16 protein-coding genes are annotated in these 20870 nt (G+C 68.5%); 6 read left to right on the top strand and 10 right to left on the bottom strand.

Translation table 11 applies throughout. The features are described from left to right. Window positions 1-49 precede the first annotated feature (49 nt). Genes AC1DOQ_RS17365 through AC1DOQ_RS17380 form a run of 4 tightly spaced genes read left to right on the top strand, consistent with a single transcriptional unit; the run spans window position 50 to window position 4756 of the window. Window positions 50-499, top strand: coding sequence for a MarR family winged helix-turn-helix transcriptional regulator (locus tag AC1DOQ_RS17365; RefSeq protein WP_477366842.1), 450 nt, complete (start codon window positions 50-52; stop codon window positions 497-499). Between the two features lie 56 nt (window positions 500-555). Next, window positions 556-2055, top strand: coding sequence for an MDR family MFS transporter (locus AC1DOQ_RS17370; protein ID WP_477367031.1), 1500 nt, complete (start codon window positions 556-558; stop codon window positions 2053-2055). An 18-nt stretch (window positions 2056-2073) separates the two neighbouring features. After that, on the top strand, window positions 2074-3582 hold the full coding sequence (locus tag AC1DOQ_RS17375) for an efflux transporter outer membrane subunit (RefSeq protein ID WP_477366845.1): 1509 nt from the start codon (window positions 2074-2076) through the stop codon (window positions 3580-3582). 16 nt (window positions 3583-3598) lie between these two features. Continuing rightward, window positions 3599-4756, top strand: coding sequence for an EmrA/EmrK family multidrug efflux transporter periplasmic adaptor subunit (locus AC1DOQ_RS17380; protein WP_477366848.1), 1158 nt, complete (start codon window positions 3599-3601; stop codon window positions 4754-4756). A gap of 105 nt (window positions 4757-4861) precedes the next feature. Here the strand turns inward: AC1DOQ_RS17380 and AC1DOQ_RS17385 are convergent, their stop codons facing one another. The 4 genes from AC1DOQ_RS17385 to AC1DOQ_RS17400 form a co-directional block, all read right to left on the bottom strand. Then, a complete protein-coding gene (locus AC1DOQ_RS17385; RefSeq protein WP_477366851.1) occupies window positions 4862-5800 on the bottom strand; it encodes a 2-hydroxyacid dehydrogenase in 939 nt (312 codons plus the stop codon). Then, window positions 5797-6492, bottom strand: coding sequence for a fumarylacetoacetate hydrolase family protein (locus tag AC1DOQ_RS17390; protein ID WP_477366854.1), 696 nt, complete (start codon window positions 6490-6492; stop codon window positions 5797-5799). Before AC1DOQ_RS17390 ends, AC1DOQ_RS17385 begins: the two co-directional genes overlap by 4 nt. A 127-nt stretch (window positions 6493-6619) precedes the next feature. Further along, window positions 6620-8311, bottom strand: coding sequence for a methyl-accepting chemotaxis protein (locus tag AC1DOQ_RS17395; protein WP_477366857.1), 1692 nt, complete (start codon window positions 8309-8311; stop codon window positions 6620-6622). A 152-nt stretch (window positions 8312-8463) separates the two neighbouring features. Beyond that, a complete protein-coding gene (locus AC1DOQ_RS17400) occupies window positions 8464-9543 on the bottom strand; it encodes an aldose epimerase family protein (RefSeq protein WP_477366860.1) in 1080 nt (359 codons plus the stop codon). A gap of 96 nt (window positions 9544-9639) precedes the next feature. Here AC1DOQ_RS17400 and AC1DOQ_RS17405 point away from each other — a divergent pair, with 96 nt between their 5' ends. Both AC1DOQ_RS17405 and AC1DOQ_RS17410 read left to right on the top strand, forming a co-directional pair. Further along, a complete protein-coding gene (locus AC1DOQ_RS17405) occupies window positions 9640-10446 on the top strand; it encodes a hypothetical protein (protein ID WP_477366863.1) in 807 nt (268 codons plus the stop codon). A 117-nt stretch (window positions 10447-10563) separates the two neighbouring features. Continuing rightward, on the top strand, window positions 10564-12642 hold the full coding sequence (locus AC1DOQ_RS17410; protein WP_477366866.1) for a putative bifunctional diguanylate cyclase/phosphodiesterase: 2079 nt from the start codon (window positions 10564-10566) through the stop codon (window positions 12640-12642). Here the strand turns inward: AC1DOQ_RS17410 and AC1DOQ_RS17415 are convergent. The 6 genes from AC1DOQ_RS17415 to kdpB all read right to left on the bottom strand — a co-directional run bounded on the left by AC1DOQ_RS17415 (window position 12639) and on the right by kdpB (window position 20805). Further along, window positions 12639-13079: a MarR family winged helix-turn-helix transcriptional regulator gene (locus AC1DOQ_RS17415; RefSeq protein WP_477366869.1), complete on the bottom strand. Its 441-nt coding sequence runs from the start codon at window positions 13077-13079 to the stop codon at window positions 12639-12641. The genes AC1DOQ_RS17410 and AC1DOQ_RS17415 overlap by 4 nt on opposite strands. A gap of 22 nt (window positions 13080-13101) precedes the next feature. Further along, window positions 13102-14610 carry a sensor domain-containing diguanylate cyclase gene (locus tag AC1DOQ_RS17420; protein ID WP_477366872.1) on the bottom strand — a complete coding sequence of 503 codons (1509 nt, stop codon included), beginning with the start codon at window positions 14608-14610 and terminating at the stop codon, window positions 13102-13104. Between the two features lie 101 nt (window positions 14611-14711). After that, entirely contained in the window at window positions 14712-15407 is a 696-nt protein-coding gene (kdpE, locus tag AC1DOQ_RS17425) for a two-component system response regulator KdpE (RefSeq protein WP_477366875.1), read from the bottom strand. Next, the gene (locus AC1DOQ_RS17430) at window positions 15400-18138 is read right to left on the bottom strand and encodes a DUF4118 domain-containing protein (protein WP_477366879.1); all 2739 of its coding nucleotides are present in this window, start codon (window positions 18136-18138) and stop codon (window positions 15400-15402) included. The genes kdpE and AC1DOQ_RS17430 overlap by 8 nt, the downstream gene beginning before the upstream one ends. A 10-nt stretch (window positions 18139-18148) precedes the next feature. Further along, entirely contained in the window at window positions 18149-18733 is a 585-nt protein-coding gene (gene kdpC / locus AC1DOQ_RS17435) for a potassium-transporting ATPase subunit KdpC (protein ID WP_442122543.1), read from the bottom strand. 14 nt (window positions 18734-18747) lie between these two features. After that, a complete protein-coding gene (gene kdpB / locus AC1DOQ_RS17440) occupies window positions 18748-20805 on the bottom strand; it encodes a potassium-transporting ATPase subunit KdpB (protein ID WP_442122620.1) in 2058 nt (685 codons plus the stop codon). Window positions 20806-20870 lie beyond the last annotated feature (65 nt).

Genomic DNA, 20870 nt, shown 5'->3' on the forward strand with positions numbered 1-20870 from the left:
ACTTGCATAAACTAAACTCGATAGATTACTATCGATTCGAATTCTAACGATGAGTGATCTACCTGAATCTCCGATCGGAGAGCGCTTCTCCGCCGCCGTGCACAACACGGCGCGCGGCTGGCGCCTCCTGATCGACAAGCAACTGAAGCACCTGGGCATCGGCCAGGCCGGCTGGATGACCATCGCCATGATCGCCAAGTCCGGCGAGCCGATGTCGCAGCGCGCGCTGGCCGACCTGGTCGGCGTCGAAGGCCCCTCGATGGTGTCGATGCTCGACCGCCTCGAGCGCGAAGGCCTGGTCACGCGCGCGCCCTCGCCCACCGACCGCCGCGTCAAGTTGGTCCACCTGACCGATGCCGGCACCACCTTGTACAAGCAGGTGAAGGAACAGGCCAGCGCCGTGCGCCTGGCCCTGCTGGGCGACATCGACCCGGCCCGGCTGAAGGCCGCCACCGAGCTGCTGGAACTGCTGCGCGCGCGCATCGAGGAGCAGCTGTGAGCGCAGCCACCGTGAACGCGGCGCCGGCCTCCCGGAATCCGCCGATCAACCGCACCATGATCACGATCTCGATCATGCTGGCGACCATCATCCAGGCGCTCGACGGCACCATCGCCAACGTCGCCCTGCCCCACATGCAGGGCGCGCTGTCGGCCTCCCAGGACCAGATCACCTGGGTGCTGACCTCCTTCATCGTGGCCGCCGCCATCGCCACCCCGCTGAACGGCTGGCTGGTCGACCGCTTCGGCCTGAAGAAGGTGTTCCTGGTCTCGGTGGCCGGCTTCACCGTCGCCTCGGCCCTGTGCGGGCTGTCGATGAACCTGACCGAGATCGTCGTCTCGCGCATGCTGCAGGGCGTGTTCGGCGCGGCCCTGGTGCCGCTGTCGCAATCGGTCCTGCTCGACATCAATCCGAAAGAGAAGCACGGTTCGGCGATGGCGGTATGGGGCATGGGCGTGATGATCGGCCCCATCCTCGGCCCCACGCTGGGCGGCTGGCTGACCGACAGCTACAGCTGGCGCTGGGTCTTCTTCATCAACCTGCCGATCGGCGCGGTGGCCTTCTACGGCATCTGGCGCTACATCCACGCCACCACCGCCGCGCGCCGGGTGCGCTTCGACATGTTCGGCTTCGTTACCCTGTCGATCGCGATCGGCGCGCTGCAGATGCTGCTCGACCGCGGCGAACAGAACGACTGGTTCCAGTCGCTGGAGACCTGGGTCGAGCTGGTGCTGATGCTGCTGGCCGGCGCCTACTTCATCGGCCACACGCTCACGCGTCCGGCCGGCCAGTCCTTCGTCGACTTCCGCCTGCTCAAGAACAGCAACTACGTCACCGGCCTGCTGCTGATCTTCATCGTCGGCATGGTGCTGTTCGCGACCCGCGCGCTGATGCCGACCATGCTGCAGGGCCTGATGGGCTATCCGGCGGCGCTGGCCGGCCTGGTGACGGCGCCCTCCGGCCTGGGCACGATGGCGGCGATGCTGGTGGTGGGACGGCTGACCGGCAAGGTCGACTTCCGCCTGCTGCTGGGCGCCGGCTTCGCCATCACCGCCTTCTCGCTGTGGCAGATGACCCGGTACACGCTGGTGCTGTCGCAGTCCGACATCGTGTGGCCCGGCGTGATCCAGGGCGTGGGCCTGGGCCTGGTGTTCGTGCCGCTGTCGGCCGCCACCTTCGCCACCCTGTCGCCGCAGATGCGTGCGGAAGGTACCGCGCTGTACAGCCTGGTCCGCAACATCGGCTCCTCGATCGGCATCGCCATGGTGCAGGCCCTGCTGGTGCGTAACACCCAGATCGCCCACGCCTCGCTGACGACCCAGATCACGAATGCGAATCCGGCGCTGAACGACCCGGGAAGCAGCTACAACATGGGCAGCCAGCTCGGCGCCGCCATGATCAACAACGAGATCACGCGCCAGGCCTCGATGATCGCCTACGTCGACGACTACTGGCTGATGATGCTGCTCACCGCGGCCGTGATTCCGCTGCTGATCCTGATCCGTCCGCCGAAGGCGGCAAGCGCCGCGGCCCCGGTCGACGTGCACCTCGATTAATTTGGAAAGCTAGAACAAGTGCGACACACCTCATTCATCCTGAAAAACAGCCTCACCGCCGGCGCCGTGCTGGCGCTGCTGGCCGGCTGCATCAGCGTGCCGGCCGACAGCAAGCGCGCCGCGCCGATCGACCTGGCGGCAAAGGCCCAGCACGCGCCCGGCATCACCCTGCCGCAGGACGCCTGGCCGGCCGAACAATGGTGGCTGACCTACGGCGACCCGCAGCTGAATACCCTGATCCGGCAGGCGCTGCACGACAACCCGAGCCTGGCCGTGGTGCAGGCGCGCGTCGCCAGCGCCCAGGCCATCGTGACGGCCGAACGCGCCGACGAAGGCGCCCAGGTCGGCCTGTCGACCGGCCTGAACCGCCAGCGCTATTCCTCGAACGGCTTCTTCCCGCCGCCGATCGGCGGCAACTACTTCAACGACGCCAACGTGCAGTTGCGCGCTTCCTACGACGTCGACTGGTGGGGCAGGCACCGCTCGCTGGTCGCTGCCGCGCTGGGCGAAGAAAATGCGCGCAAGGCCGAAGCCGCCCAGGCCGCGCAGGCAATCGCCGCCAGCGTCGCCCAGAGCTACTTCCGCCTGCAGATGCTGTGGGCGCGCCAGGACAACGTGAACGCGCTGGCATCGGTACAGCGCGAGCTGGTGGCCGGCCGCAAGGCCCGCATCGCCCACGGCCTGGCCAGTGCCGACATGCTGCAAAGCGCGGAACTCGACCTCGGCGCGATGGAAGAACAGTCGGCCCGCTTCGCCACCCAGGCGGTGCGCGAGCGCGAAGTGCTGCGCGCCCTGATCGGCGGCGATACACAGGCTCTCGCCAGCCTGGCGCGCTTCAAGCCGGCGCCCGGCGCCAACGCCCTGCCGCGCGAACTCGGCATGGAGCTGCTGGCGCGCCGTCCCGACCTGCAGGCCGCGCGCTGGCGGGTCGAGGCCCAGCTCGGCCGCGTGGCCGCCAGCGAGGCCGCCTTCCGTCCCGACATCAACCTGGTGGGCGCGCTCGGCCTCGACGCGGTCTCGCTCGGCAAGCTGCTGCGCTGGCCCAGCCGCACGCCGCTGCTCGGCGCCACCCTCGACCTGCCGTTGTTCGACAGCGGCCGCCTGAAGGCCCAGCTGGGCGTGGCCCGCGGCAGCCGCGAGGAACTGGTGGCCGAGTACAACGAGGCCGTGCTGGCCGCGGTGCGCGAAGTGGCCCAGGAAGGCGCGACCCTGCAAGGCCTCGACCAGGAAGCCCAGACCCACAGTCAGACCGTGGCATCCAGCCGCAAGCTGCTCGACAGCGCCGAGGCGCGCATGAAGCGCGGCCTGCTCGAACGCGCCGGCGTGCTGCAGGCGAAGATGACCCTGCTGCGCCAGCAGGACACCGACCTGCAGCTGCTCGACGCCCGCCTGCAGACCCAGGTAGCGCTGGTCAAGGCCCTCGGCGGCGGTTATCGCGCGCCCGCCTCGACGTCGGCTGTCGCAGCGACGGCCACCGCAACGACGGCTGCCGCAGCGACGGCTGCCGCATCGAACAACACCAAATAATCCAGAACCCAAGACCATGAGCACCGAGAACAATCAAGTCCCGAACAAGGGCAAGCGCCGCGCAGTCCTGGCCGGCATCACCGTCGCCTTCATCGCCGCCGGCGTCGCCTACGGCGCCTATTACACCCTGGTCGCTTCCAAGCGCATGGAGACCGACAACGCCTACGTGGGCGGCAACCTGGTCAACGTCTCCTCCCAGGTGACCGGCAGCGTGGTCGAGATCCGCGCCGACGAGACCCAGCTGGTGAAAGCCGGCGAAGAGATCGTGCGCCTCGACCCCTCCGACGCCGAAGTCAACCTGGCCCAGGCCGAGGCGCGCCTGGGCACCGCCGTGCGCCAGCAACGCGAACGCTATTCCAACGTCGAGCAGCTGAACGCGGTGGTCGAACAGCGCCGCGTGACCCTGAAGGCGGCCCAGGACGACCTCGCGCGGCGCCTGCCGCTGGCGGCCGACAGCATCGTCTCCGGCGAAGACGTGGCGCATGCGCGCCGCGCCGTGCAGGATGCGAAGGCGGCGCTGGACGTGGCGCTGAAGCAGGTGGCGGCGGCGCGGGTGGCGGTGGCGGGCGTCTCGCCGGCCGAGCACCCGGCCGTGCTGGCGGCGAAGGCCGATTACCTGTCGGCCTGGCTGGCGGCGCGCCGCAACGCCATCGTCGCGCCGGTGAGCGGCTACGTGGCCAAGCGCAGCGTGCAGGTGGGCAGCCGCATCGCCCCGGGCGCGCCGCTGCTGTCCATCGTGCCGCTGGACCAGCTGTGGATCGACGCCAACTTCAAGGAATCGGAACTGCGCGACATCCGCGTCGGCCAGCCGGCCACGATCGAGGCCGACATCTACGGCAGCAAGGTGGTCTATCACGGCAAGGTGGTGGGCCTGGCGGCCGGCACCGGCAGCGCCTTCTCGCTGCTGCCGGCGCAGAACGCGACCGGCAACTGGATCAAGGTGGTGCAGCGCGTGCCGGTGCGGATCTCGCTGGATCCGAAGGAACTGGCCCAGCACCCGCTGCGCGTGGGCCTGTCGGCCACCGTCGACGTCGACATCAGCAAGCGGGACGGCGGCGCCCTGGGCACCGTGGCGGCATCAAATCCGACCTATACGACCAATGTGCTGAACCAGCCGCTGCAGCAGGCGCAGGCGGCTACGGATGCGATTGTGGCCAAGAATATGGCGAATTGATGGGCCGGTAAGCGACGGCCCGCAGCTCCACAACGTCGGCCCCGCCTTCGCGGGGACGACGGTAACAAGGCGCGGGGACGACGGTTTTTAGTGTAACGATTGCAGTTACGCAGTCACCGGCGTAAGCGCCCGCCCACTCCTGAAGTAACTCCGCAGATTATCCAGCATCAGCTGCGCCATCGCCGCCCGCGTCTCCTGCGTGGCGCTGCCGATGTGCGGCAACAGCAGTACGTTCTCCAGCCCGAAGAAACGCCTGTCGATGTCCGGCTCGCCGTCGAACACGTCGAGCGCGGCGCCGGCGATGCGGTTCTGCTCCAGCGCCGCCAGCAGCGCTTCCTCGTCCACCAGCGAACCGCGCGCCACGTTCACCAGCCAGCCGCGCGGCCCCAGCGCGTCCAGCACGCGCGCATCGATCATGCGCGCGGTCTCGCGTCCGCCCGGTGCCGCCACGATCAGGATGTCGACGTCGCGCGCCAGCGCCGCCAGGTCGGCTTCGAAGCGCCAGGCCAGGCCCTGGTCGCTGCGGCCATGGTAGGCCAGGGCCACGCCGAACAGTTCGAGCCGGCGCGCGATGTCCTTGCCGATGCGGCCCAGGCCGACGATACCGACGTGCTTGCCGGCCAGGCTGGTACTCAGCGGGAAGCCGGCGTCGAGCCAGCGGCCTTCGCGCACATAGCGGTCGGCCTGGGGCAGCTTGCGCAGCAGCGACAGCAGTGCGCCGATGCACAGCTCGGCCACCGCCGCGTTCAGCACGTCCGGGGTATTCGACACCACGATGCCGCGCCGCGCCGCCAGCTCGAGCGGGATCAGGTCGTAGCCGACGCCGTTGGTGGCGATGATCTCCAGCTTCGGCAGGCGCTCGACCAGGCTGGCCGGCACCTCCAGGTTGCTGCGGGTGACGATGGCGCGGATCTCGCCGGCGCGCGCCGGATCGCGTTCGATGTCGGCGGCGCCCAGCCGCTCGAATTCGGCGTCGATCTGCGACTGTACCTCCGGCGGGAAGCTGCCGATCTGCAGCAGCCCGGGTCGGTGCAAGCCCGTCATTGGCCGCCGATGGCGAGTTCGAAAGTGGCGACGCCGTCCACGCCGCCGCGCACGTGGTCGCCCGGGTTCAAGGCATCGACCCCGGCCGGGGTGCCGGTGAAGATCAGGTCGCCCGGCGCCAGGGTCACGAAGCGCGACAGGTAGGCGATCACGTCGGCCACCGGCCAGATCATCTCGTTCAGGTTGCCCTCCTGCTTCAGCTGGCCGTTCACCTCGAGCCAGATACGGCCGGCCTGCGGGTGCTCGGTGCAGGATACCGGCTGCAGCGGGCTGCAGGGCGCCGAGGCATCGAAGCCCTTCGACATGTCCCAGGGCCGGCCATCCTTCTTGGCGACGGCCTGCAGGTCGCGCCGGGTCAGGTCGAGGCCGACCGCATAGCCCCACACCAGGCCGAGCGCCTGTTCCGGCGCGATATTCGCACCGCCCTCCTTCAGGGCCACCACCAGTTCGACCTCATGGTGCAGCTCCTTCGTGGCGGGCGGGTAAGGCAGCGTGCCGCTGGCCGGCACCACGGCGTCGGCCGGCTTGGTGAAGAAGAACGGCGGTTCGCGGTCCGGGTCGGAACCCATTTCGCGCGCGTGGGAGGCGTAGTTGCGGCCGACGCAGAACACGCGGCGCAGCGGGAAAGTCTGGTCGGAGCCCGCGATGGCAAGGGCGGGGGTGTCGGGAGGGGTGATGACGAAGCCGGTCATGCTGATCCTTGTAAAGACGGTTGCCGAGCGCGCTTTTGGAGGCGCGTCGGATACCATAACATAATCAGCGGCTGCCAGTTGCGGCTCGATTCGTCATTCTCGAGGAAGCGGGAACGACGTCGTTAATTCAAAACTCTTCCCAATCGCTCTCCACCGCCTCTGCCGGCGCCGGACGCGCGGCGCGTGCCGGCCTGGCTGCCGGCTCGACGGCCGCCGGCCTTACCGCCGGCAAGCTGGAACGCGGCGCCGCCGGGGCGGCTGCCATGGCCGGCGCGGCGCCGAGCTTGAACACCGCCACCGCCTGCGCCAGGCGCGTTGCCTGGTCCTGCATGGCTTGCGAGGCGGCGGCCGCTTCTTCGACCAGGGCGGCGTTCTGCTGGGTCACGGTGTCCATCTGGGTGATGGCTTCGTTGATCTGCTCGATGCCCGCGCTCTGTTCCTGGCTGGCCGAGGTGATCTCGTTGAGGATGTCGGTGACGCGGCCCACGCTGTCGACGATGTCGCTCATGGTAGTGCCGGCTTGCTTCACCAGGCGGCTGCCGGTATCGACCTTGTTGCCGGAATCGTCGATCAGGGTCTTGATCTCCTTGGCCGCGGCGGCCGAGCGCTGGGCCAGGTTGCGCACCTCGCCCGCCACCACCGCGAAGCCGCGGCCCTGTTCGCCGGCGCGCGCCGCTTCCACGGCCGCGTTCAGCGCGAGGATATTGGTCTGGAAGGCGATGCCGTCGATCACGCTGATGATGTCCGCGATCTTGCCGGAAGCGTCGTGGATCTGCTCCATGGTGGCGACCACCTGGTGGATCACCTGGCCGCCGCGCGCAGCGACGCCGGATGCGGCTTCGGCCAGGGTATTCGCCTGGCGCGCATTGTCGGCGTTCTGCTTCACGGTCGAGGTCAGCTCTTCCATCGAGGATGCCGTCTCTTCCAGCGAACTGGCCTGCTGCTCGGTGCGGCTCGACAGGTCCTGGTTGCCGGCCGCAACCTCGCTGGACGCGGTGCCGATCGCCTCGGTGCCGGTGCGCACCGTGGTGACGGTCTTCACCAGGTTGTCGTTCATGGTCTTCAGCGATGCCAGCAGCTGGCCGGCCTCGCACTTGCTGGTGACTTCGACCCTGGTGGTCAGGTCGCCGGCGGCGACGGCGTCAGCCACCGCCAGCGCGCGGCGGATCGGGCGCACGATCGAGGCCGTGGTCCATAGCGACAGCGCGGCGGCGGCGGCCAGGATCAGCAGGCCCACTCCCAGCATCAGGCTGCGGGTGCTGGCATAGGTGGTGGCGGCGGCGGCGGCATCGGCATCGGCGAGTTCCTTCTGCTGCCTGATCTGCTCGGCGATGGTCTTCTTGTACTCGCCCAGGATCGGGCGTACCTCGTTCCTGAGATAGGTCTTGGCTTCGTCCAGCTGGTTGGCGCCGATCAGGCGGATCAGCTCCTGCTGGCTTTTCACGTAGCGGACGTTCAGGTCCTGCTGCTGGCGCAGCAGGGCGCGCCCCTCCTTGCTTTCCAGCGTCTTGTCGAGTTCGGAAAGAGTGGCCTCGGCATCCTTGCTCGACGCCGCGATTTCCTCGAGCTGCCTGGCGCGGTCGGCAGGGTCGTCCGTCAGCATCATATTGCGCAGGGCGATGGCGACATCGTTCACTTCGCCCAGCAACCGGGTGCTCAGATCGAGGCGCGGGATGCGCTTGGTGACGATGGTCTTCGTACCCTCATCGACACTGCCGAGGCCGATCAAAGCCTGCCCGACGATGAACACCAGCGCGAGGCAGATGACACCGAAACCCATCCCGAGACGGGTTCCGATCTTCCAATCCGTAACTTTCATTCTTCTCTCCGAAACCTTGTTGATTACAAGTCCACGCACGAACATTACGTAAAGCAATAAAGTTTATGGCGAGAAACTAACGAAAGTCGATAGAAAAGTGAAGTTTGCGGGAAGATATTTACAAAAGTGAGTTATCGGAACAACACCTTTGGTTATGCATCCACCGAAAACCTGAAGCGCGACTCGGTCGCATACATCTCGCCCGGGCGCAGGATCGTGTTCGGGAAAGCAGGCTGGTTCGGCGAGTCCGGGAAGTGCTCGGGCTCGATGGCGAAGCCGCCGCGGTGGGGATAGGCGCAGCCCTTGCCCGACAGGCTGCCGTCGAGGAAATTGCCGCTGTAGAACTGCACGCCCGGATCCTGGGTCAGCAGTTCCAGCACCCGCCCCGAGCCCGGATCGCGCACGCGCACCGCGCGCGCCAGCAGGCGGCTGCCGGCCTCCCTGTTCAGCACGAAACAATGGTCGTAGCCCTGGCCGTTGGCGAGCTGCTGGTCGTCTTCGCCGATCCGGCTGCCGATGCTGCGCGGCTGGCGGAAGTCGAAGGGCGTGCCGGCCACCGGGCGCACCTGGCCCAGCGGGATCGATTCGGCGTCGATCGGCACGAAGCCGTCGGCATCGATGAAGAGTTCATGGCCGAGGATGTCGCCACAGCCCTCGATGCCGGCCAGGTTGAAATAGCTGTGCTGGGTCAGGTTGACGGGGGTCGGCTTGTCGGTGACCGCCGAAAACCGCACGACGATCTCGTTGTCGTCGGTGAGGCTATAGACGACCTGGGCATCCAGATTGCCCGGATAGCCCTCTTCGCCGTCCCTGCTGCGGTAGCGCAGCCGCAGTGCATTGCCTTCGACGGCGGCCTGCCACAAGACCTTGTCGAAGCCGCGGTCGCCGCCGTGGAGGTGGTTGTTGCCGTTATTGGTCGCCAGCTGATAGCTGTGGCCGTCGAGCGTGAAACGGCCCTTTGCGATGCGGTTGCCGTAGCGGCCGATCAGGGCGCCGAAATAAGGGCTCTCGCCCAGGTAGGGCGACAGCTCGTCGAAGCCGAGGGCGACGTCGGCGAAGCGGCCCTCGCGGTCGGGCACGTGGATATTCGTGATGATGCCGCCGAAATCGAGGATCTTCACCGTCATGCCGTGGCGGTTGACGAGGGTGTAGCGGGTGACCGGCGCGCCGTCGGGGAGCTTGCCGAACGGCGCCTGGGTGATGCCTGGGGTGGAGTCGGTTTGCGCGTGCACGATGGGTCCTGTATGGGTGTCGCCGCCGCAGCGGCAGGTCGGCCCGATGCTAGCACGACGCCCCGCCCGGCCGGCGCACCGTGGCACAATGCTGGCATGCCTGCCCAGTTTGCCGCTCAGTTCGAGCATTACGCGGATCTGATCGCCGCCACCGACCTCGCCGCGATCGCGAATCCCGCACAGATTCCGGATGCCTTTTTGCTCGGCCGCGCCGGCCGCGTCGAAGCGCATTACATTCCTTTCGACTACGTCAATCCCGCCGCGCGCGTGGTGGTGGTCGGGATCTCGCCCGGCTTCGTGCAATGGAAGAATGCGGTGCGCGCCGCGCAGCAGGGATTGCGCGACGGCCTGGCCCTGCCCGAGCTGCTGCGCGCGGCCAAGTACACGGGCGCCTTCAGCGGCGCGATCCGCCCCAACCTGGTGGCCCTGCTCGACCATATCGGCCTGCAGCGCTGGCTCGGGATCGCCAGCTGCGCCACGCTGTTCGGCGCCGACGCCCACCTCATGCACGTGACCGGGGCGCTGCGCCAGCCCGTCTTCGTCGACGGCAAGAACTACAACGGCGCCAATCCGAACATGGTGACCACGCCCCTGCTGCAGGAGCAGCTGCTGGCGTATTTCGGCCAGGAAGCGGCGCAGCTGTCCGGTGCCGTCTTCGTGCCGCTCGGGCCCAAGGTGAGCCAGGCGCTGTCGTGGCTGGCGCGCCGCGGCATGCTCGACGAAGCGCGCATCCTGCATGGCATTCCCCACCCTTCCGGCGCGAACGCGGAACGCATCGCCTACTTCCTCGGCCGGAAAACGAAAGCTGCCTTGTCGAGCCGCACGAACGGCAGTCAGATCGATGCCGACCGCCTGGCCCTGGGCGAGAAGATGGCGGCCCTCGGGATGGCGCCGCCGCCTTGATGCCGGGCACGCTTGGCGTGCTCCGCGTATCGACTGCCGCGATTACACTGGAGCCGTCCAGCGTTCCAATAGGCGACCATGTCATCACATTCGTGGGAATACAATCGGCTCAACCTCGTGAATCTCGAAGACAAGCCCGCGGATTTCTTCAAGGGCCTGATCCAGGCGAGCAGCACGGCCATCGTCATCTGCGATGCAAAGCAGCCCGATGATCCGATCGCCTGGGTGAATCCGGCCTTCGAGGCGATCTCCGGCTACACGCTGGCCGAGGTGATCGGCCGTAACTGCCGTTTCCTGCAAGGCAGCGACCGCGACCAGCCCGGGCTCGCCGGCCTGCGCGAGGCTCTCGCCGCCGGACGAAGCTACACCTGCACCTTGCGCAACTACCGCAAGGACGGCAGGCAGTTCTGGAGCCGCATGCACCTGTTCCCGGTATGCGATACCGCCGGCGCGGTCACCAACTTCGTCGCCTTCCTGGAAGACGTGAGCGTCGCGATCCAGGCCCAGGCCGAGGTGGCGAATGCGCGCGAGCGCCTCAGTACCCTGCTGGAGAGCATATCCGACGGCTGCTTCTCGCTCGACCGCGAGTGGCGCTTCACCTTCATCAACAGCAAGGGAGCGGCCTGGATGCGACGCAGCGCCGACCATTTGATCGGCAAGGTGATCTGGGACGAGTTCCCGGAAGCCGTCGGCGGCCCCTTCTACCAGACCTACCACCGCGCGCTCGAGCGGCAGGAGGCGGCCAGCTGCGAGAGCTATTATGCGCCGCTGCAGATGTGGCTCGAGGCGCGCGCCTATCCGTCGAAGAATGGCCTGACGGTGTTCTATGCGGACATCACCGAACGCAAGGAGGCCGAAGCGCGCCTGGTCCACATGGCCACCCACGACAGCCTGACCGGACTGCACAACCGCTTCAGCTGCCTGCGCGCGCTCGACGAGGCGCTGGCGCGCGACGACATGATCGGCGTGCTGTTCGTCGACCTCGACCACTTCAAGGAAGTCAACGACGCCCACGGCCACCAGTCCGGCGACCTGGCGCTGCAGGAGATCGGGCGCCGCCTGGCGGCATTCGGCAACGCCAGCACCACGGTGGCGCGCATCAGCGGCGACGAATTCGTGTTCGTGCTCACCGATGCGGAACCTGAAGCGGCGAAGGCGCTGGCGGCCGCGGTGCTGCAGCGCATGGCCGAACCGATCGCGATCGGCCCCCTGAAGGTCACGGTCGGCGCCAGCATCGGGATCGCGCTGGGCAAACCCGGCGAGATCAGCGCCGACGAACTGCTCAACAACGCCGATGCCGCGATGTATGCCGCCAAGGACAACGGCCGCCATACCGCCTGCCTGTTCTCGCCCAAGTCGGCCCAGCTGATCAAGGAGCGCCTGCAGCTGCGCCAGGAAGTGTTTTCGGCCCTCGAGCGGCGCCAGTTCGTGCTGTTCTACCAGCCGCAGATCAGCGCCGCCAACGGCGCCGTCGTGGGGGCGGAGGCCTTGCTGCGCTGGGAGCATCCACGCCTGGGCGTGATCGCGCCGGGCGCCTTCCTGTCGATGCTCGAGGATTCGCCGGCGATCACCGCGGTCGGCGCCTGGGTCTGCGAAGAAGCCTGCCGCCAGGCGCGCGAATGGGAGCTGCTCGGCTTCCAGCTGCAGATGGCGGTGAACGTGTCGACCCGCCAGCTCACCGACGAGAACCTGCCGGTGCTGCTGAAGAACCTGGTGGCGCACTACGGGCTGGACACCGGCTGCATCAAGCTGGAAGTCACGGAAAGCATGCTGACTCAGGACATCGAGAAGGCCGCGTCTGTGCTGCGTTCGCTGCAGCAGGAAGGCTTCCGGATCGCGCTCGACGATTTCGGCACCGGCTACTCGAACCTCTCCTACCTGCGCCAGTTCCCGATCACCGCGATCAAGATCGACCGCTCCTTCGTGCAGGAGATCGAGGAAGACCGGCGCTGCCTGGACATCGTCAACGGCGTGATCGCCTTCGCCAAGTCGCTCAAGCTGAGTGTGATTTGCGAGGGGATCGAAACCGAGGCGCAGGCCCGCGCGATCCGCTCGACCGAATGCGACGTACTGCAGGGCTACCTGATCGGCAAGCCGATGCGCGCCAGCGATTTCCAGGCCCTGCTGCTGGCCCAGCGCACCACGCCGCAGCAGGCCGATCCCGGCTGCAGCCAGCCGGACGCCGATTCCGCCTAGCTTTTTTGTCCCAGCTTGCCGCGCAGCTGCTCGAGCTGGCCCTTGAGCGCCGCCAGGTCGCCGGGCGGGCAGGCGGCCGCGCACAGCACCTGTTCCTGGATCGCCGCGGCGTCGCGCGCCATCGCGCGGCCGGCGTCGGTCAGGCTGACCATCACCTGGCGCTCGTCGAGGCTGGAGCGCGCCCGCGCCACCAGGCCGGCCGTCTCCAGGCGCTTGAGCAGCGGCGTCAGGGTCGCCGAGTCGAGGAAGAGCCGCGCGCCGATGTCGGACACGCTCACCCCGTCGCGCTCCCACAGCACCAGCATCACCAGGTATTGCGGATAGGTCAGGTCCAGCTTGCGCAGCAGCTTACGGTAGACCTTGTTCATCGCCAGCCCGGTCGAGTACAGCGCAAAGCACAGCTGGTCGTCCAGCAAGGGGGTCGTGTTCGATTCCATGGGATGGATGTTAGATCGCGCGCTATGCAATTGCAAGCCGCGCCGCCACGCGATTGCGCCCGCCTTCCTTGGCTTCGTACAGCAGGCGGTCCGCGGCCTCGATCCAGGCGCCGTCCGGCCCGGCGCCGGGCTGGCCGGCCGCCACGCCCAGGCTGAGGCTGACCTGGCCGTAGGGGCTGTCGGCATGCTCCAGCTTCAGGTCCGCCACCGCGGCGCGGATCGCTTCGGCCACCTTCACCGCGCCATCCAGGTCGGTACCCGGCAGGATCACGGCGAATTCCTCGCCGCCGTAGCGCGCCGCCAGGTCGCCCGGCCGGCGTGCCCCGGCCGCGATCGCCGCCGCCACCTTGCGCAGGCAGTCGTCGCCGGCCACATGGCCGTAGCGGTCGTTGTACTTCTTGAACCAGTCGACGTCGCTCAGGACCAGCGCGAAGCCGGTGCCGCCGCGGCGCGCCCGCGCCAGCTCGCGCGCCAGGGTGTCTTCGAACAGGCGGCGGTTGGCCAGCCCGGTCAGGCCGTCGCTTTCGGCCAGCGTCCGCAAGGTTTCCTCGAGACTCTCGCGGATGCGGATCTGCTGGATCATGCGCCGCCCGCCCCAGGCCAGCAGGACGATCGCGACCGCGACCACACAGCTCATCTTGACCGCGCCCGCCCGCCATTCGGCAAGGATCTCGGTTCTGGACTCGGCGCTGGCCACCACCAGCGGATAGCCGTCCAGGTGGCGATAGCTGTAGAGGCGCTCGATGCCGTCCATCCTGGCCCGCAGCATCGCGGTGCCGACCGGCCCGGCGCTCTTCATCATCTGGAAGACCGGGCCGCCGGCGATGCTGGTACCGACCAGGTCTTCCGAGAACGGCCGCCGGTAGATCAGGGTGCCGTCGTCGAGGGCGAGCAGGATGGTGCCCTGGCGGCCGACGTCGAAGCGGTCGTAGAAGCGGCCGAAGAAGCCGAGGTCCAGCGTCACCAGCGCCACGCCGCCGAAGCTGCCGTCGGGACGGTCGATCCGGCGCGACACCGGGATCACCATCACGCCGCTGGATCGGCTGCGCACCGGCTTGCCCACGTGGCTGCGGCGGTCGGGGTTGGCCTGGTGGTAGCGGAAGTATTCGCGGTCGGCATTGTTGGCCTGCGGCGGCTGTGCATGCGTCGCCACCTGCCAGCTGCCGTCGGCGCCATACACGAACAGGCCATGCACTTCGGCCGAGTGGGCGGTGATGTGCTGGAAGCGCTGTCGCAGGCGCTCTCCCGCCGCGCCTTCCGCGCCGTCCTGCTCGACGCGCTCGACGGTCTCGGCCAGCACCACGTCGGCCACCTTGAACGAGGTCTCGGCCTGGGCCGCCAGCGCAAGCGCCATGTTCGCGGTGCTGGCCGAGGTCTCTTCCAGCTGGGCCTCGCGCGCCGTCCACAGGCTCCAGCCGCAGATCACCGGCAGCAGCACGCAGAACGCCGCCAGCAGGGCGATCGAACGCCCGACGATCGGACGGCGTATCTGGTTCAGGTGTCGGAGGCGGGGCGTGGAACTCGGCGGCATCGGCATCGGGACGGGGAAGCTATCGCTGGAGGATAGATGCTGAACGCACGGCTAGTCCAGAAAATACCATATTGCCGGCGTTTAGTTGCCCCGAAACAACATCAAGGAAGCTGGAAGCGGTAGCCGACACCGGTCTCCGTCACCATATAACGGGGTTGCGCAGGATTGTCTTCCAGCTTGTGGCGCAGGTGGCCCATGTAGATGCGCAAATAGTGCGCATTGTCGGCCTGGTTCGGCCCCCAGACCGCGCGCAACAGTTGCGGCGTGGTCATCACCTTGCCGGGATTGGCGACCAGCACCGCCAGCAGCCGGTGCTCGGTCGGCGTCAGGCGCACTGGCTTGCCGCCCTTGGTCACGCTGCGGTTCTGGACGTCCACTTCCACGTCGCCGAAACTCAGCTTGCCGTCGCCGCCGGTCGCCAGGCCGCGCTGGCGCCGCCGCGAAGCGCGCACCCGTGCCAGCAGCTCGCCGACGCCGAAGGGCTTGGTGAGGTAGTCGTCGGCGCCGCGGTCGAGGGCGCGGATCTTCTCTTCCTCGTCGACCCGCGCCGACAGCACGATGACCGGCACCGCCGACCAGGCGCGCAGGTCGCCGATGAAATCGACGCCGTCGCCGTCCGGCAAACCGAGGTCGAGGATGACGAGGTCCGGCTTGCGCGTGCCCGCCTCCACCAGGCCGCGCTGCAGGGTGGCCGCCTCGTGCACCTGCCAGCCTTCCTGTTCCAGCGCGCCGCGCACGAAGCGGCGAATGTGCGGCTCGTCTTCCACGAGCAGTGCCACGCCGATGAAATCACTCATCCTGTTCCTCGATCTCCATGTCTTCATCCGGCAACCGCATGTCCGGCGGCGTCCCCAGCGGCAGCGTGAAGACGAAGGCGGCGCCGCCCTCCGGCCGGTTGGCCGCGCGGATCGTGCCGCCGTGGGCCTCCACGATGGCGCGGCAGATCGCCAGTCCGAGGCCGACGCCGGGCTTGGCGGACTCGCGCTCGCCACGCACGAATTTGTCGAACACCGCTTCCTCCTGGCCCGGCGGCAGGCCGGGGCCGTCGTCGGACACGGCAACCTCGAGCCATATGCCGTGACGCCGGGCGGACACACCCACCGTGCTGCCGGCAGGCGTGTATTTTCCCGCATTTTCCAGGAGATTGGACAGCACTCGCTCGATCAGCACGGCGTCGTAGCGCACCAGCGGCAGGTCGGCCGKCACCCGTGTCTCCACGCTACGGCCGCCCAGCGCCGCCCGGCTGGCGCGCAGCGCACTGCCGATCGTCTCTTCGATGGCCTGCCAGTGCAGGCGCAGCTTCACCTCGCCGCTCTCGATGCGGGCCATGTCGAGCAGGTTCGTCACCATGGTGCTCATGCGCACGGTTTCCTCGCGCAAGGTGTCCGCCATGCTTCGCTGCGCCGGCGCCAGCGGCGGCATGGAGCGCGCCAGGGACTCGGCCTGCGCCATCAGCGAGGTGAGCGGCGTGCGCAGGTCGTGCGACAGGGCCGCCAGCAGGGAATTGCGCAGGCGTTCCGACTCGATCCTGACCAGTGCCTCCTGCGCCACCTCGATGTAGTGCACCCGCTCGAGTGCGATCGCGGCCAGGGCGGCGAAGGTGTCCAGCTGCTGGCGCTGTTCAGGGGCCTGCAGCCAGTGCGGCGCCGCGGCCTCGATCGCCAGCACGCCCCGCGTGCGCATCGGCGCCACCAGCGGCATATAGAAGAGCGGACTGCCCGGCAGGGTGTCGGTGCCCATGCCGGCGGCGGCGCCGTGATCGAAGGCCCATTGGGCCACGCCGGGATCGAGCGCGGCGATGGCCGGCTCGCCGTCGGCTTCCCCTGCTCCGGGGACCTGCAGCCGGCCGTCGGCATCCGGCAGCAGCAGCGCCGTGCGCGCCCCGAAAGTGCGCTTGACGGCGTCGCGCGTGGCCTCCTGGATCTGCTCCGTCTGCAGCACCCCGGACAGCGCGCGCGCGAATTCGTACAGGGCATGCGTGCGGCTCTCGCGACGGGCCGCGACCCGCGCCTGGAAGCGCAGCCCCGCCGTCAGGTGCCCGGTGATGGTGCCGACTGCCAGCATCACGCCGAAGGTCACCAGGTACTGGAAATCCGAGATCGCCAGCGTGAAGCGCGGCGGCACGAAAAAGAAGTCGAAACAGGCCACGCCGACGCAGGTAGCGGTGACCGACGGGCCGCGGCCGAACCGCACCGCCACCAGCAGTACGACCAGCAGGAACAGCATGGCGATGTTGGCCAGGTCGAGGTAGGCGATCGCCGGCGTGGCGGCCAGCGCCATGCCTACGCTGGCGGCGACCGCAATGCCGTGCGCCGGCAAGACCTGGCGCAGCGGTATCCGGCCCGCCGGGCCGCCGCCAGGCCGCGGCGCATCATCGGCCGGGCGGTCGTGCGCCACCGCCACCTCGACCAGTTCGACGTCCGGCGCCAGCCGCCCGATGCGCAAACCGGCCGGCGCCTGCCAGCGCCACCGCGCATCGCTGCGACCGAGCGCGATCCGCGACAGGTTGTGGCTGCGCGCATAGTCGACCACGGCCGCCTCCACGCTGTCGCCCGACAGGACCGCGGTGGCTGCGCCGAGTTCGCGCGCCAGCTCGAGCGCGCCCAGGATCCGCTCGCGGCGCGGCGGGTCGAGGCGCTGCAACGCCGGCGTCTCGACGTAGACCGCATGCCACTCCGCGCCCAGCTGGGCCGCCAGGCGCGCCGCGCTCCTGACCACGCCGTCGGCCTGTGGTCCCGGCCCGACGCAGGCCAGCAGCGCGCTGCCGGTGCGCCACACGGTATCGATCGATTTCTCGACCCGGTAGGCGCGCACGTCGTCGCCGATGCGCTCGGCGGTGCGGCGCAGCGCCAGTTCGCGCAGCGCGATCAGGTTCCCCTTGCGGAAGAAGTTCCGGCCGGCGCGTTCGGCCTGCTGTGCCTGATAAACCTTGCCGAGCTTGAGCCGGGTCAGCAGCTCGTCCGCCGGCAAGTCCACCAGCACCACTTCGTCGGCGTCGTCGAACACGCTGTCAGGCACCGTCTCCGCCACCCGCACTCCGGTGATCCCGCCCACCACTTCGTTCAGGCTCTCCAGGTGCTGGACGTTGACGGTCGTGAACACGTCGATGCCGGCCTCGATCAGTTCCTCGACGTCCTGCCAACGCTTCGGGTGGCGCGAGCCGGCGACGTTCGAATGCGCCAGCTCGTCGACCAGGACCAGATCCGGACGCCGTTCGAGCGCGGCGTCGATGTCGAACTCGGTGAGCGCCTTGCCGCGGTAGTCGATGCGCTTGCGCGGCAGGACGTCCAGGCCTTCCAGCAGGGCCGAGGTTTCCGCACGGCCGTGGGTCTCGGCGATACCGACCAGCACCTTGCGGCCGGCGGCAAGCTCGCGCGCGGCGGACAGCATCGCATAGGTCTTGCCGACGCCGGCCGAGGCCCCGAAATAGATGCGCAGCCGGCCGCGCGCGGCACGGCGCTCGTGTTCCTGCACCTGGGCCAGCAAGGCGTCCGGATCGCGCCTCGGGCCTTCGCCGGGGAAGCTCATGCGCCTTGCCTCATTGCGGATGCACCGCCTTGCCGTCCAGCGCAAGGTTCAGCGCCAGCACATTCACGCGCGGCTCGCCGAGGAAACCCAGCGCCGGCTGCTTGCGGTGCGCGGCGATCAGCGCGCGGACCTGCGGCTCTGGCAGCTTGCGCGCCGCGGCGACGCGCGCAGCCTGGTACTCCGCGGCCGCGATGCTGATTTCCGGATCGAGACCGCTGGCCGAGGCGGTGACCAGGTCGACCGGGATCGGCGCGCGGTTGGCCGGATCGGCTTTGCGCAAGGCCTCGACACGCGCCTTGACGGCATCGAGCAGCGCAGGGTTGGTCGGACCCAGGTTGGAGCCGCCCGAAGCGGCGGCGTTGCCGGCCATCGGTGCGGTTGCCGAAGGCCTGCCCCAGAAATAGCCGGGTTGCGAAAACGGCTGGCCGATCAGCGTGGAGCCGACCGCCCGGCCGTCCACCTCGACCAGGCTGCCGCCGGCCTGGTGGGCGAAGGCAAGCCCGCCGATGCCGGCCACGGCCGCCGGGTACAAAAGGCCGCACAGGATGCTCAGCGCGCCGAACAGCACCAGCGCGGGACGAATGATGGATGCCATGGTGATTTCCTTGTTCAGACGAGATCGAGCGACGCCAGCAGCACGTCGATCAATTTGATGCCGATGAATGGCAGGATGATACCGCCGATACCGTAGACCAGCAGGTTCCGGCGCAGCAGCGCGGTGGCGCCGATTGCCCGGTAGCGAACGCCACGCAGGGCCAGCGGAATCAGGAACACGATGATCAGCGCGTTGAAGATCAGCGCCGACATGATCGCCGAGGCCGGGCTGGCCAGGTGCATGACGTCGAGCGCCTTCAGCTGCGGGTAGGTGCCGACGAAGGCCGCCGGAATGATGGCGAAATACTTGGCGACGTCGTTGGCGATCGAGAAGGTGGTCAGCGAGCCGCGCGTCATCAGCATCTGCTTGCCGATCTCGACGATTTCCAGCAGCTTGGTCGGGTTCGAGTCGAGGTCGACCATGTTGCCCGCTTCCTTCGCGGCCTGGGTTCCCGAGTTCATCGCCACCGCCACGTCGGCCTGGGCGAGCGCCGGGGCGTCGTTGGTGCCGTCGCCGGTCATCGCCACCATGCGGCCTTCATCCTGGTAGCGGCGAATCAGCTTGAGCTTGTCCTCCGGCGTGGCCTCGGCCAGGAAATCGTCGACCCCGGCCTCGGCGGCGATGGCAGCGGCGGTCAGCTTGTTGTCGCCGGTGATCATCACCGTCTTGATGCCCATGCGGCGCAGCTCGGCGAAGCGCTCCCTGATGCCGCCCTTGACGATGTCCTTCAGCTCGACCACGCCCATCACGCGGCCGCCGTCGGCCACCACCAGCGGGGTACTGCCGCGGCGCGCGGCGTCTTCGACCGTGCGCGTCACCTCGGGCGGGAATGCCATGCCGAGCGACTCGACGTGGCGCCGCACGGCGTCGAACGCGCCCTTGCGGATCCTGCGCTCGCCGCAATCGACGCCGCTCATGCGGGTGTTCGCGGAAAACGGCAGGAACACCGCGTGCAGGCTCTCCAGCTCGCGTTCGCGGATGTTGAACTTCTGCTTGGCCAGCACCACGATGCTGCGCCCTTCCGGGGTTTCGTCGGCCAGCGAGGCCAGTTGCGCGACGTCGGCCAGTTCGCGTCCGGACACGCCGGGCGCCGGCAGGAAGGCGGCGGCCTGGCGGTTGCCCAGCGTGATGGTGCCGGTCTTGTCGAGCAGGAGCACGTCGACGTCGCCGGCGGCCTCCACCGCGCGGCCGGAGGTGGCGATCACATTGGCGCGCATCATGCGGCTCATGCCGGCCACGCCGATCGCCGACAGCAGGCCGCCGATGGTGGTCGGGATCAGGCATACCAGCAGCGCGATCAGGACCGTGATCGTGACCGGCGAGCCGTTCACGCCCGTGGCCTTCGCCGCCTCGACCGAGTACAGCGAGAAAGGCAGCAGGGTCACCGTCACCACCAGGAATACGATGGTCAGCGCCACCAGCAGGATGGTCAGGGCGATTTCGTTGGGCGTCTTCTTGCGCTTGGCGCCCTCCACCATCGAGATCATACGGTCGAGGAAGGTCTCGCCCGGATTGGCGCTGACCTTCACGACCAGCCAGTCGGACAGCACGCGGGTGCCGCCGGTGACGGCCGAGAAATCGCCGCCCGACTCGCGGATCACCGGCGCCGATTCGCCGGTGATCGCGCTCTCGTCGACCGAGGCGACACCTTCGACGACCTCGCCGTCGATCGGCACCACGTCGCCGGCTTCGATCAGCACATGGTTACCCTTGCGCAGGTCGGTGGCCGGGCATGGCAGCCAGGTGGTGCCGTGCCTGGGGGTGGCCAGCTTCTTGGCCACCACGCTCTGCTTGAGGCCGCGCAGCGAGGCCGCCTGGGCCTTGCTGCGGCCCTCGGCCAGCGCTTCGGCGAAGTTCGCGAACAATACCGTGAACCACAGCCACACGGCACAGGCGAGGATGAAGCCGCCCGGCGCCTCGCCGGTACCGAACAGCGCCTGCACGTACAGCAGCGTGGTGATGATGCTGCCGACGTAGACCACGAACATGACGGGGCTGCGCAGCTGGGTGCGGGGGTCCAGTTTCTTGAAAGCGTCGACCAGCGCGGGGACGGCCAGGCTGGTATCGAACATGTCCAGGCGCTTGCCGCCGGACGCTGCGCCGGCCGGCAAATCCGCGGCAGACGAAGGAAGTTGAG

The sequence above is a fragment of the Massilia sp. 01N417 genome, from assembly GCF_056399645.1.

Bases quoted from the DNA above. Each gene is read 5' to 3' on its own strand.
- kdpB (WP_442122620.1), bottom strand. From the start codon at position 20,805: ATGTTCGATACCAGCCTGGCCGTCCCCGCGCTGGTCGACGCTTTCAAG.
- AC1DOQ_RS17380 (WP_477366848.1), top strand. From the start codon at position 3,599: ATGAGCACCGAGAACAATCAAGTCCCGAACAAGGGCAAGCGCCGCGCA.
- AC1DOQ_RS17395 (WP_477366857.1), bottom strand. From the start codon at position 8,311: ATGAAAGTTACGGATTGGAAGATCGGAACCCGTCTCGGGATGGGTTTC.
- AC1DOQ_RS17405 (WP_477366863.1), top strand. From the start codon at position 9,640: ATGCCTGCCCAGTTTGCCGCTCAGTTCGAGCATTACGCGGATCTGATC.
- AC1DOQ_RS17415 (WP_477366869.1), bottom strand. From the start codon at position 13,079: ATGGAATCGAACACGACCCCCTTGCTGGACGACCAGCTGTGCTTTGCG.
- AC1DOQ_RS17370 (WP_477367031.1), top strand. From the start codon at position 556: ATGATCACGATCTCGATCATGCTGGCGACCATCATCCAGGCGCTCGAC.
- AC1DOQ_RS17385 (WP_477366851.1), bottom strand. From the start codon at position 5,800: ATGACGGGCTTGCACCGACCCGGGCTGCTGCAGATCGGCAGCTTCCCG.
- AC1DOQ_RS17365 (WP_477366842.1), top strand. From the start codon at position 50: ATGAGTGATCTACCTGAATCTCCGATCGGAGAGCGCTTCTCCGCCGCC.
- AC1DOQ_RS17420 (WP_477366872.1), bottom strand. From the start codon at position 14,610: ATGCCGCCGAGTTCCACGCCCCGCCTCCGACACCTGAACCAGATACGC.
- kdpC (WP_442122543.1), bottom strand. From the start codon at position 18,733: ATGGCATCCATCATTCGTCCCGCGCTGGTGCTGTTCGGCGCGCTGAGC.
- kdpE (WP_477366875.1), bottom strand. From the start codon at position 15,407: ATGAGTGATTTCATCGGCGTGGCACTGCTCGTGGAAGACGAGCCGCAC.
- AC1DOQ_RS17390 (WP_477366854.1), bottom strand. From the start codon at position 6,492: ATGACCGGCTTCGTCATCACCCCTCCCGACACCCCCGCCCTTGCCATC.